The sequence below is a fragment of the Vibrio mediterranei genome (assembly GCF_900088415.1).
In the GTDB taxonomy this organism is placed as follows: Bacteria; Pseudomonadota; Gammaproteobacteria; order Enterobacterales; family Vibrionaceae; genus Vibrio; species Vibrio mediterranei.
In genome coordinates this window covers 172211-187907 of record NZ_FLLQ01000008.1, presented here as the reverse complement: position 1 = coordinate 187907, position 15697 = coordinate 172211, and the positions used below count along the sequence as shown (strand labels likewise).

The following is a 15697-nucleotide window of genomic DNA, read 5'->3' as shown; positions in this document are numbered from 1 at the left end:
GAGGTCAGTGATGAAAGACTCTTTACAACAGCATGATAAGTTTACATCTGACGATGTAGAAATAATGTCAAAACAAACGGTGTTCAAAGGGTTCTTCGAAATGGTTCTATATCGCTTCAAGCATAGACTGTTTGAAGGCGGTTGGAGTTCCGTAATTGACAGAGAAATGTTAGTTCGCGGTGGGGCTGCTGCCATGCTGCCTTATGATCCTGTTCGCGACGAAGTAGTGCTAATTGAGCAAATCCGAGTTGGTGCCCTTGAGCATGAAAACCCATGGCAGGTTGAGATTGTCGCAGGCATTGTTGACAAAGATGAAACGATTGAAGAGCTAGTCCGTCGTGAATCAGTAGAAGAAGCTGGAGTAGATGTTAAGACTTTAGTCCCCATCACTCGCTACTACCCTTCCTCTGGTGGATGTTCAGAACGCATCTCTGTATTTGTCGGGCATGTTGACGCATCACTCGCTAGTGGAGTCCATGGTCTGGAGACAGAGGGAGAGGATATACGAGTTTGCGTTGTGTCTCGTGAAGCGGCGTATCAGATGGTAGAAAGCGGTGAAATTGAAAATGGAGCTTCGATCATTGCATTGCAATGGTTAGAACTTAATTACCGCAAATTACAGGCAAATTGGTAGGAATTTTCTATGGTAGGCGTTGTCGATAGTAATACGTATCATGTTGATCTTGCGGAGCTAATGCGGATCTATGAAACGAATTACGCTAAATTGAATCGCTTGATTCCAACAACACCGACGGTTGGAGATGTCCGTTGCTACCAAGCGGCAAATTTGACCTATCAATTGGAAGTTCTAGAAGTGACGAAGTACACAACATTGGTCGAAATTTGCCAAGATGATGAGCTTCCTGTTTTTCCATTGCCTAAAATGACGGTACGACTCTATCACGATGCTAGGGTCGCAGAAGTTTGCAACTGTGAGCAAACTTCGCGAGTAAATGCGCGTTATGATTATCCCAACGCCAAAATGCTGCAAAAAGATGAAAAATTTCAGTTCAATCAATTTCTAAGTGATTGGCTAACTTTTTGCTTAAAAAATGGAATTAGTCGAGCTCCGATTATGTATCGAAGCTGAAAGAATTTGATGTTCAGGTTTCTATATTTTGAAAACAACACCCAGTGATGAATCTCAGTTAAGTAGCGTCAGGTTGCTGCAATTGACCGACACGCATCTATTTGCGCCGCAAGATGGCTGCCTACTGAGTGTTAATACCCAAGAAAGTTTTAATGCTGTTGTGGCTGAAATCGTTGCACAAGGCACGCAATTCGATGCCTTGCTTGCGACTGGTGATATTTCACAAGACCACACAGAAGCTTCATATGAGAAATTTGTTGCGGGAATTGAGCCGTTAGCTCTTCCTTGCTACTGGTTGCCAGGCAATCATGATTACAAACCTTGTATGAATAGCGTGGTGAGCTCGCCGCTTATTCAAGATGTTACCCATGTTCTTCTAGGAGAGAAGTGGCAGGTAGTGCTGCTTGACTCTCAGGTCGTGGGAGTACCTCATGGTCGACTGAGTGATAGCCAACTTGAGTTTTTAGACCGTATGCTTTCTACGCATTGTGACAGACATACCTTAGTATTGCTGCATCACCATCCATTGTTAGTAAATAGTGCTTGGCTCGATCAACACTCGCTAAAAGATGCGGATGAGTTTTGGAATGTTGTCGAAAAGCATGACAATGTTCGCGCCGTACTTTGTGGCCATATTCATCAAGAACTAGATGAAATGCGTGGCGGAGTGCGTGTGCTGGCAACGCCTTCAACTTGTGTGCAGTTTAAACCGAACTCGAACGAGTTCGCGCTAGACGTCCGCTCTCCGGGTTGGCGTGAGCTGGAACTAAGAGAGGATGGTCGCTTGCACACCGAAGTGAAACGCCTAGCTAACGGCTCGTTTAGACCTGACTTTAACGCGGAAGGCTACTGATGACGAAAAAGAAGCCGCTGCTTTTATATATTCATGGTTTTAACAGCTCGCCTCTATCGGCTAAAGCGCAGGTAATGTCGGAATACTGCCAGAAGCATCGTCCTGATATCAGAGTGTTAGTGCCGCAAATGCCTTGTTTTCCTCAGCAAGCCGCCGAATTACTGAAGCAATTGATAGAGCGCTATCACAGTGACTATCATATTGCGTTAGTTGGTAGCTCTCTTGGTGGTTATTTGTCGACTTGGCTCAATGCTCATTATGGATTTAAAGCGGTGTTAGTGAATCCTGCTGTAAAGCCCTATGAGTTGTTGCTCGATTTTCTCGGTGAACAAGAGAACCCTTATACTCACGAACGTTATACCCTTGAGCATAAGCATATCGATGAGCTTAAGAGATTAGATGTGCCAGTGCTTAAAAAACCTGATGACTTTTGGTTATTGCAACAAGAAGGTGATGAAGTCTTAGATTATCGTCAAGCCGTGGCAAAGTATCAGCACAGTAAGCAAACGGTGGAAGCCGATGGAGATCATAGCTTTATAGGTTTTGAGCGCTATCCAGAAAGGATAATTGAGTTCTTAGCGCTTTAAAGTGGTGCTTTTTTCGTCTCTGCTTGAGGAGACAGTCATAAATTTATCCCCAACTTTGGCTTGAAACTTGACAACACTTCCTCAGAGCCAGAGTATGATGTGTCTGTACTTACGCGTAAGCCTTGGAAGTTTGTCATATTTTGACAGTAAAGTGTCTTCTAACAGGCGTGGTATAAAGCCACAATCTCTATTTTTGCTGCTAAGTATCAATCTTTATTTGAGTAAAATTTCCGTATTATGACAGAACAATATAATGCTGGAGCCATTGAGGTACTCAATGGGCTTGAGCCAGTACGTCGCCGACCAGGGATGTATACGGATACAGTGCGCCCAAACCACTTGGGCCAAGAAGTCATCGATAACAGTGTCGATGAAGCGCTAGCCGGACATGCCTCTAAGGTACAAGTAATTCTGCACGCAGACCAATCTTTGGAAGTCATCGATGATGGTCGAGGCATGCCAGTTGATATCCACCCAGAAGAGAAGATTTCAGGCGTAGAGCTGATTTTTTGTAAGCTGCACGCGGGTGGTAAGTTCTCAAACAAAAACTACCAGTTCTCTGGTGGTCTGCATGGTGTAGGTATTTCAGTTGTAAATGCCCTGTCCAAGCGTGTTGAAGTTACTGTCCGTCGTGATGGTCAAGTCTATGAAATGGCTTTTGAAAACGGCAACAAAGTTGAAGAGCTGACCGTGACTGGCACATGTGGTCGTCGCAATAAAGGCACCAGTGTCCACTTCTGGCCAGACGCCAGCTATTTTGATTCGGCTAACTTCTCTGTTACAAGACTTATCAACAACCTACGCGCTAAAGCGGTGCTTTGCCCAGGTCTTGAAATCACCTTTACCGATAAGGTGAATAACAAGGACTATAAGTGGTTTTATGAGGATGGTTTAAAAGACTATCTGGCAGAAGGCGTAAAAGGTTATGCGGTTCTTCCTGAGCAACCATTTACTGGCGAGTTTTCCGCAGAAACTGAAGCGGCAACGTGGGCAGTAATTTGGCAGCCAGAAGGCGGTGAGATGATCACCGAAAGCTACGTCAACTTGATCCCAACGGCTCAAGGTGGTACGCATGTTAATGGTCTTCGCCAAGGTTTGCTTGACGCAATGCGCGAATTCTGTGAGTTCCGTAATTTATTGCCTCGCGGTGTGAAGCTAACGGGTGATGACGTGTTTGAGCGTTGTTCATACGTTCTCTCTATCAAGATGCAAGACCCGCAATTCGCTGGGCAGACTAAAGAGCGTCTCTCTTCACGTCAATGTGCAGCATTTGTATCTGGTGTCGTTAAAGATGCGTTCAGCTTATGGCTAAATGAAAAGCCTCAGCTAGCAGAACAGTTAGCGGAAGTCTGCATTGCCAATGCGCACCGCCGTATGCGAGCGAGCAAAAAGGTCGTGCGTAAAAAGGTGGCTTCAGGCCCAGCGCTTCCGGGTAAGCTTACAGACTGTTCGCAACAAGATCTAAATCGTACAGAAATCTTCTTTGTGGAAGGGGATTCTGCGGGGGGTAGTGCTAAGCAAGCACGTGACCGTGAGTTCCAAGCGGTGATGCCATTGCGTGGTAAGATTCTCAATACTTGGGAAGTGTCTGCGGACCAAGTGCTAGCATCGCAAGAAGTACACGATATCTCGGTAGCTCTGGGCATTGACCCTGACACCGAAAATCTTGACGGGTTGCGTTACGGTAAAGTATGTATCCTTGCCGATGCGGACTCGGATGGACTTCACATTGCGACACTGTTGTGTGCTCTGTTCACCAAGCATTTCCGTTCTCTCGTTGCTGCTGGCCATGTCTATGTCGCTATGCCTCCTTTGTATCGTATCGATTGTGGCAAAGAAGTATTCTATGCCCTAGACGATGATGAAAAAGATGGCATTCTTGAGCGCTTAAGCAAGAAGAAAGCGAAAATTAATGTACAGCGATTCAAAGGTCTGGGTGAAATGAACCCGCTTCAACTTCGCGAAACTACGATGGATCCAAACACTCGTCGTCTGGTTCAGTTGACTATTGATGACGATGAAGCGACCGACGAAATGATGGATATGCTGCTAGGTAAGAAACGAGCAGATGATCGCCGTAGTTGGCTGCAAAACAACGGTGATATGGCTGAGGTATAACAATGTCCACTGAAATGTCTTTTGATGGCGTAGAACAACTGCCTCTGCGAAAGTTCACCGAAGACGCCTATTTGAATTATTCAATGTACGTCATTATGGATCGTGCATTGCCTTATATTGGCGACGGCCTAAAACCAGTTCAACGTCGTATCATTTATGCGATGTCAGAACTTGGTTTGTCAGCCGCAGCCAAGTACAAAAAATCTGCTCGTACCGTTGGTGACGTTCTAGGTAAATATCACCCGCACGGCGACTCGGCTTGTTATGAAGCTATGGTATTGATGGCTCAGCCGTTTTCCTACCGTTACCCTTTAGTTGATGGTCAGGGAAACTGGGGTGCGCCAGACGATCCTAAGTCATTCGCTGCAATGCGTTATACCGAAGCAAAACTGTCTAAGTTTGCGGAAGTCCTGCTAGGTGAAATTGGTCAAGGCACGGTTGAATGGCAACCAAACTTCGATGGCACCATGAAGGAGCCAAAGATTCTGCCAGCTCGTTTACCGCATATATTGCTCAATGGTATTACCGGTATTGCCGTTGGTATGGCAACCGATATTCCGCCACACAATGTGCGTGAAATTGCGGATGCGACCATTCATCTTATCGACAATCCTAAAGCCGATTTGCCGCAAGTGATGGACTTTGTTAAAGGTCCAGACTATCCAACGGAAGCGGAAATTATCTCGCCAAGTGCTGACTTAGAGAAAATTTATCGTACCGGTCGCGGCAGCGTGAAGATGCGCGCTGTATGGCATAAAGAGGGCTCTGATATTGTTATCACTGCCTTGCCACACCAAGTTTCGGGCGCAAAACTGCTAGAGCAAATTGCCAACCAGATGCGTGCTAAGAAGCTACCTATGGTCGATGATCTACGCGATGAGTCAGACCATGAAAATCCGACCCGTATTGTCGTGGTGCCACGTTCAAACCGCATCGATTGTGATCAGCTAATGAACCACTTGTTTGCATCGACCGATCTTGAGAAGAACTTCCGAGTTAACCTCAATATGATTGGTCTGGACAATCGTCCACAAGTGAAAGGTTTGGTTCAAATCCTATCTGAATGGATTCAATTCCGTCGCGAGACAGTGCGTAAACGCCTTCAATATCGTCTAGATAAAATCCTAGCTCGTTTGCACATTTTAGAAGGTTTGTTGGTCGCGTATCTAAACTTGGATGAAGTGATTGAAATCATTCGTACCGAAGACGAGCCTAAAGCTGTGCTTATGGAACGTTTTGGAATCACAGATATTCAAGCTGATGCTATTTTAGATACCAAACTTCGTCATCTTGCTAAGCTTGAGGAAATGAAAATCCGTGGCGAGCAAGAAGAATTAGAAAAAGAGCGTGAGAAGCTAGAAAAACTTCTAGGCTCTGAGCGTCGCATGAATACTCTGCTCAAGAAAGAGATTCAAGCGGATGCAGAGAAATACGGCGATGACCGCCGCTCACCAATTGTTGAGCGTGCAGAAGCAAAAGCGATGACCGAGCGTGACCTTGTTCCGAGTGAACCAATAACGGTTGTACTGTCTGAAAAAGGCTGGATTCGTCATGCTAAAGGGCATGACGTGGATGCTAGCAGCTTGAACTACAAAGCTGGTGATAAGTATCTGGCTAGCGCGCGAGGTAAGAGCAACCAGCCTGCGGTATTCTTGGGCAGTGATGGCCGAAGTTATTCGCTTGAGTCACATTCGTTGCCATCAGCAAGAAGTCAGGGCGAACCAATTACTGGTCGTTTGAACATAAATGCTGGCACGAGCATTCGCCAAGTAGTGATGGGTGAAGAGTCTCAGCTATGGTTGGTGGGATCTGATGCAGGCTATGGCTTTGTTTGTAAGGGCTCGGATTTGCTTTCTAAGAACCGTAGCGGCAAAGCACTTGTCACGCTTCCACAAGGAGCTGAAGTGATAACGCCGTCGATGATCGGTGACCTAGAATCAGACGAGATTCTTGCCATCACTAACCAAGGGCGTATGTTGCTGTTCCCGATTAAAGACTTGCCTCAACTTGGTAAGGGCAAAGGGAACAAGATTATCAACATTCCGTCCGCCAAAGCGAAAGCCCGAGAAGAGTTTGTTTCGCACCTTATGGCATTGCCACAAGGCGCGACTATCACGCTCTATGCAGGTAAACGCAAGCTTGGTTTGAAGCCTGCTGATCTAGATAATTTCCGTGGTGAGCGCGGTAGAAGAGGCGGTTTGCTGCCTCGTGGATTGCAGCGTGTCACACGCATTGAAGTCGACTCAGGTGAAAGTGCCTCAGAAGAAGTTCAAGAATAACTCGAACTTTACGACCAAATAAAAAATCTCCGAGCTAGCTCGGAGATTTTTTTTGAGTTCAAAGGATTAATCCATAGTCTGGTCGTTAAACGAATCCCTTTTACTCGCGAGTATCTTCGCCTACTGTAACAGGTACGGTAAGCTCTTTGCCATCACGAAGTAGCTTAACGTCAACGGTGGTGCCAGGTCTTAGATCTGTTACTAAATCTAGCACTCCCTGACGTCCATTGAGTTTGTTGCCATCTATCATGAGGACGATGTCTTGAACTTTGATTCCTGCTTTTGCCGCTGGGCCTTCGGGGTCTAAGCCAAGAACAATAATACCGCCAATATGTTCATTTCCTAGTAACCGAGCGGTTACCGAGTTAATGTCCTGCCCATCGATACCAATATAGCCACGGATCACTCGACCATCGGCAATAATCTTTTCCATGATTTTGCTGGCTAACTGGTAAGGAATTGCAAAAGAAATACCATAGGTTTCAAGGTCGGTTGCTTGTTGGAAAGAAGCCGTATTAATGCCAACTAGCTCACCAAGTGTGTTGACTAGAGCGCCACCTGAATTACCTTGGTTTATCGCTGCATCTGTCTGGATGAACGCTTGAATTCCACCGGCACTAATAGAAGAGCGTCCTGTTGCCGAAATAATACCAAAAGTAGTGGTTTGTCCCAGGTTATAAGGGTTACCAATCGCTAAGACAACATCGCCAACTTTAGGGGAATAATTGGGGTTGAGTGGGATTACGGGTAGGTTACCACCTTCAATGCGCAGAACCGCAATATCCGTGCGTTGATCTTTACCAACCAGTTGTGCTGCTGCCACTCGGCCATCTTGCAGCGCGACTATGATTTGGTCGGCATTCGCGACCACATGATAGTTGGTAATGATGTAGCCTTTGTCGCTAACAATAACGCCAGAACCCAATCCTTGTGTGGATAAAGTAGTGCGGTCATTTTCTTTATACTGACGACTGTAGATATTCACAACCGCAGGTGCTGCTTTACGCACAGCTTGGTTAAATGAAATCTGTAGGCTGCTATTGTCTGCAGGTTGAGCAGTCAAGTTTTGAGGTATGATGTTCTGTCTTAGAGAAGGGACTGCCAATAGCACTAATAGTGCGGTTATTAGACCCATAGATACCGATCGGATTAGAAAATTCAGCATCATTTCCTCTATTCAAACGCAAAAACCGATGTCGTTAACGTGTTCTTTCAATGACTTCTACTTTGCAAGCATAGTATTGAGAGGCGACTCAAACGAGTTAATTTCATGATATTAACTAAAAAACTCGTGTACATGAAACGACAGCTATAAAGCCAGAGGATATCATTTAAAACTTAAATAATAAAAGAGCAGCCCTAATCAGAGCTGCTCTTTCACTTAGAATTTACAATTTTGTGAGCTTCTAGCGTACAACCAAGTAAATGCTTCGGTCATCACGCTGGATATTGAGAGCTAAAACGCCAGGTTTCTTCTCAAGTATCTTACGTAGTTCGCCAACATTCTTCACTCGAGTACGGTTCACTCCGATAATGATATCGCCTTGCTCAAGTTGATATTGAGCAGCTGGAGACCCTTCCGCTACCGATTTCACTTTGACCCCTTCAACAGGGTCGCTCTTATCAGTGTTTGCGAATTCTGCGCCTGTTAGCCCTTCATGAAGCTTATCGGCCTTGGTAATGGTTTTAGCAGCTTCAGTGAGGGTGACGTTAAAGGATTTTTCTTTGCCATCACGTATAATACCGAGCTTAACCGTTTTACCGGCACCAAGCGTTGCCACTTTGGCTCTGAGCTCGCTGAAGGTCGAGATCTTCTTACCGTTAACAGACACAATGATGTCACCCGCTTCAAGTCCAGCTTTGTCAGCTGCGCTGTCAGGGACAACTTGGCTTACGAAAGCACCTTTACTGGAATCGTAACCTAGGGCTTCCGCAAGTTCCGAAGTGACTTCTCCACCTTGAACACCCAGCATACCGCGTTTCACTTCGCCAAACTCGATGATTTGTTCGGTTAAGTTCTTCATCATATTTGAAGGGATTGCGAAGCCTATCCCGACGTTACCGCCGTTAGGGCCAAGAATCGCGGTATTGATACCGATGAGTTCACCTTTCAGGTTCACTAATGCGCCACCTGAGTTACCACTGTTAATTGCAGCATCGGTTTGAATGAAGTTCTCAAAATTTTCTAGATTTAGTCCACTACGACCCAATGCAGAGACGATACCAGAGGTAACAGTTTGGCCCAACCCAAACGGGTTACCGATTGCTACCGTAAAGTCACCGACGCGCAGCTGATCTGAGTCGGCAATTTTGATTTCTGTGAGGTTTTTAGCGCCATCAACTTTTAGTAACGCTACATCTGACATTTCATCACCACCGACAAGTTCAGCATCGTACTCTTTACCGTCATGAAGTTTAACGCGGATATCTTCTGCGCCATTGATGACGTGATAGTTAGTAACGATATAGCCTTTGTCCGCATCTACGACAACACCAGATCCTAACCCTCTAAAAGGCCTTTCTTGTAATTGCTCGGTTGGGAAGTCAGGGCCGAAGAAAAAACGGAATTGCTCAGGCAAACTTTGACGGGAAACCTGAGTACCTTCAACAGCAATACTAACAACTGCGGGCGTAACTTGCTCTAGCATAGGAGCAAGGCTTGGAAGCTGTTCGCCATCGACAGATAAAGGTAAAGCAGCGGTTGCAGGTAGTGGGGCGATGATTGAACTCAAGCTTAACGATAGAACAGTTAATGCAAGCAATGGTTTTTTCATCATAAAACTCCTCTATGGATCAGTAAGGGTTATGACTCAACGAATTCTATAAAGTTCACTTGGGTGGTGAATTAGCCAGCAATTTGTGTAATTGCTGGCCAATAGATGAGGATGTTACGAAGCTTTAGCGGTGACGGGCTCTTGTGAGACAGCTTCTGGAGCTTCAATCACTTCCTTCTTCTCTTCTCTAAGAAGTCCTGTCGCGCCATTAACGTAATCCTTTGGCGGTTCTTCTGTAGTGTTAACATCGTTTATCGTTTCTACATTGTGTTCAGCAATCTTTTTGACAAACGGGTTATCTTGCTCGGGTAGGTTTGGCAGCAGCTCCGAAGAGGTCTTCGCCATGTGTTGATAAAGCTTAGTGTAGTCTTTCCCCAATGTATCAAGCATTTCAGCGGTTTGTGCGAAATGATCAGACAATTCTTGACGCTGTTGCTCCAGTGCAAACTTCGCGGACTCAAGGTCTTTTTGGATGGTCTTTTGTTTCTTGTATTGTGGAGTAGTCAGTCGAGAAATCACAATTCCTAGAATAGCACCAACTAGCAAGCCGACAATGGCATATATCCAAGGCATAACAGCTCCTTTATAATGTTTATTAACATGTGCGTTACCAAGCGGTTACACACGTCGTTTAGCCATGTTACTATGAGAATTCAAGCCAATAAAGCAAAATACGCTAATAATAATAGTTGGATCAGTGTTGCGAGTTATCCATGACGCCCATAGAAAAATACAATAATGATATTGAAACAAATGGTTTCCAAAGCGACCCCGCGCAGAGGGCTGCCGTTGAAGCCTTAGACCGTTTGCATCATGAGTACGTCGATTATTTGAACTTCGAAGCCCCTGCGTTAAGTATGATGCAGAAGCTGCTAGGAAAATCCTCCGAGCAAGCTACTCCGCCACAAGGGTTATACTTTTGGGGTGGGGTAGGTCGAGGGAAAACCTACTTAATGGACGCATTTTTCGACAGTCTGCCGACGTCTCAAAAGATGCGAGTTCATTTCCACCGTTTTATGTATCGAGTTCATGATGAGCTAAAGCGCTTAGGTGATGTGCAAGACCCTCTAGAACAGGTCGCAGATACGTTTGCTTCTGAAGCGAAAATCATCTGCTTTGATGAGTTTTATGTTTCTGATATTACGGATGCCATGATTCTAGCCACTTTGTTGCAAGCTCTATTTAAGCGTGGTGTTGTACTGGTAGCGACGTCGAATATTCCGCCAGAAAACCTATATCGAAACGGTTTGCAGCGAGCAAGGTTCCTTCCTGCTATTACTATGATTCAGAAAAACTGTAATGTACTGAACGTCGATAGTGGTATTGATTACCGTTTGAGAACATTAGAACAGGCAGAGATCTATCATTACCCGTTAGATGCCGCTGCGCATGCTAATCTAAAGCGTTATTTTGGTCAGTTAGTAACAGAGGATCGAGTTCAAGAGCAATCAATAGAGATTAATCATCGAGACATCGAAGTGATTGCCTCTGCCGATGATGTACTCTACGCCAGTTTTGCACAGCTTTGTCAAACCATGCGCAGCCAAAATGATTACATCGAGATATCGAGAATTTATCACACTGTATTGCTGGCTGATGTTAAGCAGATGGATGCCAAGTTAGATGATGCGGCGAGGCGCTTTATTGCCTTAGTTGATGAATTTTACGAGCGAAGGGTAAAACTTATCATTTCTGCTGAGGTAGCCCTTGAGAATATCTATACTAAAGGTCAGCTGGAGTTTGAATTTAAGCGCTGTATTTCGCGATTAACGGAAATGCAAAGCCATGACTATTTGGCATCAGAGCACTTAGCTTGAGGTTTTTGCCAATTTTGTCCAAAAAATAGATGATTTTTTCTTCGAGCTTCTCTATAATCCTGCGACCCACCGTTACTGCAGGCTAGTTTCTTTGAAACAAATAGCCGAGAGTTTCAACACTCGAAGGGGTGATGTATGGGCTCTTAGACAGTGGGAGCGAAAGCTCCTTAAGTGTAAATTTAATTAACGGGTTATTATTAGCATGAAAACTTTCGTTGCTAAACCAGAAACTGTAAAACGCGACTGGTACGTTGTAGACGCTGAAGGTAAAACTCTTGGCCGTCTAGCAAGTGAAATTGCATCTCGCCTACGTGGCAAACATAAAGCTGAATACACTCCACACGTTGACACTGGTGATTACATCATCGTTGTAAACGCGGAGAAAGTTACTGTAACTGGTAACAAGGCTAAAAACAAAGTTTACTACCGTCACTCTGAGTTCCCAGGTGGCCTAAAATCAATCACTTTCGAAAAGCTGATTGATCGTAAGCCTGAAATGGCTCTTGAGCTAGCGGTTAAAGGTATGCTACCACGTGGTCCTCTAGGCCGTGCTATGTACCGTAAGCTTAAAGTTTACGCTGGCGCTGAGCACAACCATGTTGCTCAACAACCACAAGTACTAGACATCTAATCGGGGATTTCGAAAATGGCAGAGAATCAATACTACGGCACTGGCCGTCGCAAAAGCTCAGCTGCTCGTGTTTTCATCAAACCAGGCACTGGCAACATCGTAGTTAACAAGCGTGATCTAGAAACTTACTTCGGTCGCGAAACTTCTTGCATGGTAGTTCGTCAGCCTCTTGAGCTAACTGAACTAACTGAGAAGCTAGACCTATTCGTTACTGTTAAAGGTGGCGGTATTTCTGGTCAAGCAGGTGCTATCCGTCACGGTATCACTCGCGCGCTAATGGAATACGATGAGACTCTACGTCCTGCTCTACGTGCAGCTGGCTACGTTACTCGCGACGCTCGTTGCGTTGAGCGTAAGAAAGTTGGTCTACGTAAAGCACGTCGTCGTCCACAGTTCTCTAAGCGTTAATTTTCTCCTTATCGAGAAGATTATGCTTTCCAGTTTCGACTGGATTGTGGATCAAAAAGCTCAGCCTTATGGCTGGGCTTTTTTGTTTATTGCGTTTATCTAACCTCTGAAAATTGCTCAACTCCTCATAACAGACTGTCCTTTTCCTCCCTTTTGTGAACTAGCAAGCGATTTCCTGCTATAGATGTTACGAAAAGGTAGCTTTATCTTGTCAAAAAGTAGGGTTTTCTTTATCATTTGCTATCAAATAAATACAACAAAAATTTGTACTTTGTTAGCCATGCTCTGCTGGTCGGAATCGATGTCTGAGCTGACTCAAGTAGCCAAAATAATAAACTAGATTTGGCTCGTTCAATTCAAGGAAAATAACCCAAGGAATGGTTCCCCGTAAGGTTATTTAACATGAAAGAGCAACTTGGATTCGCTCGGTATTGACCCAAAGGAGCAAATGGGAGAAATGTTGGATGAGCAATGCGCCTTTAAATAACGGTCGCAGGCGTTTCCTAACTGCTACAACTGCGGTTGTTGGTGGTCTGGGGGCAGCTGCAGTCGCCGTTCCTTTTATTAAATCTTGGAACCCAAGTGCCAAAGCTAAAGCTGCTGGTGCCCCTGTAGAGGTGGAAGTCAGTAAGCTCGAAGAAGGCCAAATGGTCCGTGTCGAATGGCAGGGTAAGCCCGTTTGGATCGTACGTCGAGCTCAATCAGTTTTGGACAACCTGACTACTATCGATGGTCAGTTACGAGATCCTAAATCTGTTGAAGAACAGCAACCTGAATATGCACAAAATGAATTCCGCTCAATTAAACCTGAGTATTTTGTTGCCGTCGGTTTCTGTACCCACCTAGGATGTTCACCTACTTATCTACCAGACACTTTTAGTGAACAAGTTCAAGGTGTACGTTCTGGATTCTTCTGTCCATGCCACGGTTCTAAGTTCGACATGGCGGGACGTGTATTCCAGAGTGTTCCTGCGCCACTTAACCTAGTGGTCCCTAAACATATGTATTTGAGTGACACGAAAATACTCATTGGTGTTGATGAGGGGGATGCATAATGCAAGCGTTACTTGATTGGGTAGAAAAACGTATACCTGCAATGAATGCTTATAAAAAGCATTTATCTGAATACCCGATGCCAAAGAACTTCAACTTTTGGTATCTATTTGGCTCTCTAGCCATGCTTGTTCTGGTTAACCAAATCCTTACAGGCATTTGGCTAACCATGAACTACGTACCTTCTGGCGAAGGTGCATTTGCATCTGTTGAATACATCATGCGTGATGTGGAATACGGTTGGCTACTGCGTTATATGCACTCTACGGGTGCTTCAGCATTCTTTGTTGTCGTCTATCTTCACATGTTCCGTGGCTTGATTTATGGTTCATACCAAAAGCCTCGTGAGCTACTGTGGGTATTCGGCATGCTCATCTTCCTAGTATTGATGGCAGAAGCTTTCATGGGTTATCTATTGCCATGGGGACAAATGTCATACTGGGGTGCTCAGGTAATTATCTCACTATTTGGTGCGATTCCTGTTATTGGCGACGACCTTACTCTTTGGATTCGTGGTGATTACATCATCTCTGGAGCGACGCTCAACCGCTTCTTTGCTCTGCATGTTATTGCTCTGCCTATCGTGCTACTTCTTCTTATCGTTCTACACGTTTTGGCACTTCACGAAGTCGGTTCGAACAACCCTGATGGCATTGAGACTAAGCTACCGAAAGGCACAATGGGCGACGATTATAAGACGCAGTTTAAGTTCCATGATTACTACAGCAAGAAATATGACATCATCGATTCCATTCCATTCCATCCTTATGGAACCGTTAAGGATATGGTGGGTATCGCAGGCTTCTTCTTCTTGTTCTGTTATGTATTGTTCTTCAATCCAGAAATGGGCGGCTATTTCCTTGAGCCACCTAACTTTGAAGCGGCAAACCCTCTGAAAACGCCTGAGCATATTGCTCCTGTATGGTACTTCACTCCGTTCTACGCGATTCTTCGTGCTGTACCGGACAAGTTACTAGGTGTTGTTGCAATGGGGCTATCGATTGTATTCCTATTCCTATTGCCATGGTTCGACCGTTGTAAAGTACGCTCTTATCGCTACAGAAGTAAGATTCATCTACTGAACATCATCCAGTTCACCATCAGCTTCATTGCTTTGGGTATTCTTGGTGCGCTACCTGCAACACCAACGTATACGCTGCTGGCTCAGATCTTCAGTTTAGGTTACTTCATGTTCTTCGTTCTGTTGTATTTCTACAGTAAGAATGAAAAAACTAAGCCATTACCAGAGAGGGTGACTTTCAAATGAAAAAGTGGATTGTAGTACTTTTCGCATTGCTACCATCTCTAGCGCTAGCTGCTGGTGGTAATGTACATCTAGATAAAGCAAACAACGATCTTAGTGACCAAGCATCACTTCAAAATGGCGCTAAGCTGTTTATGAACTACTGCTTTGCATGTCACTCGACGCAATATCAACGTTATGAGCGTGTCGCGAATGACTTAGGTATCCCAGTAGATCTCGCAAAAGAAAACCTTGTTTTCGACCCAGAAGCGAAGATTGGTGATTTGATGGTGAATGCAATGCCACAGAAGCAAGCAGCGGCTTGGTTTGGTGCTGCGCCACCTGATCTAACACTTGTTGCACGTGTTCGTGGTGTTGATTGGCTATATACCTATCTGCGTTCATTCTATGTGGACCCAAGCCGTCCATTTGGCGTGAACAACGTGACGTTCCCGAACGTAGGTATGCCACACGTTCTTGAAGAGCTTCAAGGCATTCCAACTCCAATCTATGAGACGCAAGTTGTTGATGGTCAAGAAGTCCAAGTGGTTGTTGGTACAGAAACTGATGGCCGTGGTGAACTGAGTTCGAGTGAGTATGATGATGCCGTTCGCGACTTGGTGAACTTCCTAGAATACTCTGGTGACCCAGTGAAACTTGAGCGTCATGCGCTTGGTTGGTGGGTGATGGGTTTCCTAGTCATCTTCACCATTGTTGTAGTGTTGCTCAAGAAAGAGTATTGGCGTGATGTTCACTAATTGTGCTATAATCTCGCGCTAATTCCAAATTTGTTCACAATGGAGGCGTCGCCTCCATTGTTTTTTTGTAAGTATCCCGGAGGGCT

At 45.0% G+C, this 15697-nt stretch carries 15 protein-coding genes; 12 read left to right on the top strand and 3 right to left on the bottom strand.

The annotated features are described in order from the left end of the window. Positions 1–10 precede the first annotated feature (10 nt). From nudF to parC, 6 genes are all read left to right on the top strand, one after another. A complete protein-coding gene (nudF, locus tag VME0621_RS20700) occupies positions 11–634 on the top strand; it encodes an ADP-ribose diphosphatase (RefSeq protein WP_062459956.1) in 624 nt (207 codons plus the stop codon). Between the two features lie 9 nt (positions 635–643). Continuing rightward, positions 644–1090 carry a DUF1249 family protein gene (locus VME0621_RS20695; RefSeq protein WP_006074454.1) on the top strand — a complete coding sequence of 149 codons (447 nt, stop codon included), beginning with the start codon at positions 644–646 and terminating at the stop codon, positions 1088–1090. 28 nt (positions 1091–1118) lie between these two features. Beyond that, on the top strand, positions 1119–1943 hold the full coding sequence (gene cpdA / locus VME0621_RS20690; RefSeq protein ID WP_038224340.1) for a 3',5'-cyclic-AMP phosphodiesterase: 825 nt from the start codon (positions 1119–1121) through the stop codon (positions 1941–1943). After that, positions 1943–2530 carry an esterase YqiA gene (gene yqiA, locus VME0621_RS20685; RefSeq protein ID WP_062459954.1) on the top strand — a complete coding sequence of 196 codons (588 nt, stop codon included), beginning with the start codon at positions 1943–1945 and terminating at the stop codon, positions 2528–2530. Before cpdA ends, yqiA begins: the two co-directional genes overlap by 1 nt. Positions 2531–2767: 237 nt before the next feature. Beyond that, a complete protein-coding gene (gene parE, locus VME0621_RS20680; protein ID WP_038224343.1) occupies positions 2768–4648 on the top strand; it encodes a DNA topoisomerase IV subunit B in 1881 nt (626 codons plus the stop codon). A gap of 2 nt (positions 4649–4650) precedes the next feature. After that, entirely contained in the window at positions 4651–6927 is a 2277-nt protein-coding gene (gene parC, locus VME0621_RS20675; protein ID WP_062459952.1) for a DNA topoisomerase IV subunit A, read from the top strand. Positions 6928–7027: 100 nt separating this feature from the next. Here parC and degS read toward each other — a convergent pair whose 3' ends face one another. The 3 genes from degS to zapG form a co-directional block, all read right to left on the bottom strand. Continuing rightward, positions 7028–8092, bottom strand: coding sequence for an outer membrane-stress sensor serine endopeptidase DegS (gene degS / locus VME0621_RS20670; protein WP_038224347.1), 1065 nt, complete (start codon positions 8090–8092; stop codon positions 7028–7030). A gap of 241 nt (positions 8093–8333) precedes the next feature. Next, entirely contained in the window at positions 8334–9701 is a 1368-nt protein-coding gene (locus tag VME0621_RS20665) for a Do family serine endopeptidase (protein ID WP_006074467.1), read from the bottom strand. Positions 9702–9815: 114 nt separating this feature from the next. Then, positions 9816–10274, bottom strand: coding sequence for a Z-ring associated protein ZapG (gene zapG, locus VME0621_RS20660; RefSeq protein WP_038224349.1), 459 nt, complete (start codon positions 10272–10274; stop codon positions 9816–9818). Positions 10275–10414: 140 nt separating this feature from the next. Between zapG and zapE the strand changes: the two genes are divergently transcribed. From zapE to VME0621_RS20630, 6 genes are all read left to right on the top strand, one after another. Next, entirely contained in the window at positions 10415–11518 is a 1104-nt protein-coding gene (zapE, locus tag VME0621_RS20655; RefSeq protein WP_062459950.1) for a cell division protein ZapE, read from the top strand. 202 nt (positions 11519–11720) lie between these two features. Continuing rightward, positions 11721–12149, top strand: coding sequence for a 50S ribosomal protein L13 (gene rplM / locus VME0621_RS20650; RefSeq protein ID WP_006075739.1), 429 nt, complete (start codon positions 11721–11723; stop codon positions 12147–12149). A gap of 15 nt (positions 12150–12164) precedes the next feature. After that, positions 12165–12557 carry a 30S ribosomal protein S9 gene (gene rpsI, locus VME0621_RS20645; RefSeq protein WP_006075740.1) on the top strand — a complete coding sequence of 131 codons (393 nt, stop codon included), beginning with the start codon at positions 12165–12167 and terminating at the stop codon, positions 12555–12557. Between the two features lie 464 nt (positions 12558–13021). Beyond that, positions 13022–13612, top strand: coding sequence for a ubiquinol-cytochrome c reductase iron-sulfur subunit (gene petA, locus VME0621_RS20640; RefSeq protein ID WP_038224352.1), 591 nt, complete (start codon positions 13022–13024; stop codon positions 13610–13612). Continuing rightward, positions 13612–14877, top strand: a complete 1266-nt coding sequence (locus VME0621_RS20635) for a cytochrome b (protein WP_006075655.1) — start codon at positions 13612–13614, stop codon at positions 14875–14877. The genes petA and VME0621_RS20635 overlap by 1 nt, the downstream gene beginning before the upstream one ends. Further along, the gene (locus tag VME0621_RS20630) at positions 14874–15611 is read left to right on the top strand and encodes a cytochrome c1 (RefSeq protein ID WP_006075656.1); all 738 of its coding nucleotides are present in this window, start codon (positions 14874–14876) and stop codon (positions 15609–15611) included. Before VME0621_RS20635 ends, VME0621_RS20630 begins: the two co-directional genes overlap by 4 nt. Positions 15612–15697 lie beyond the last annotated feature (86 nt).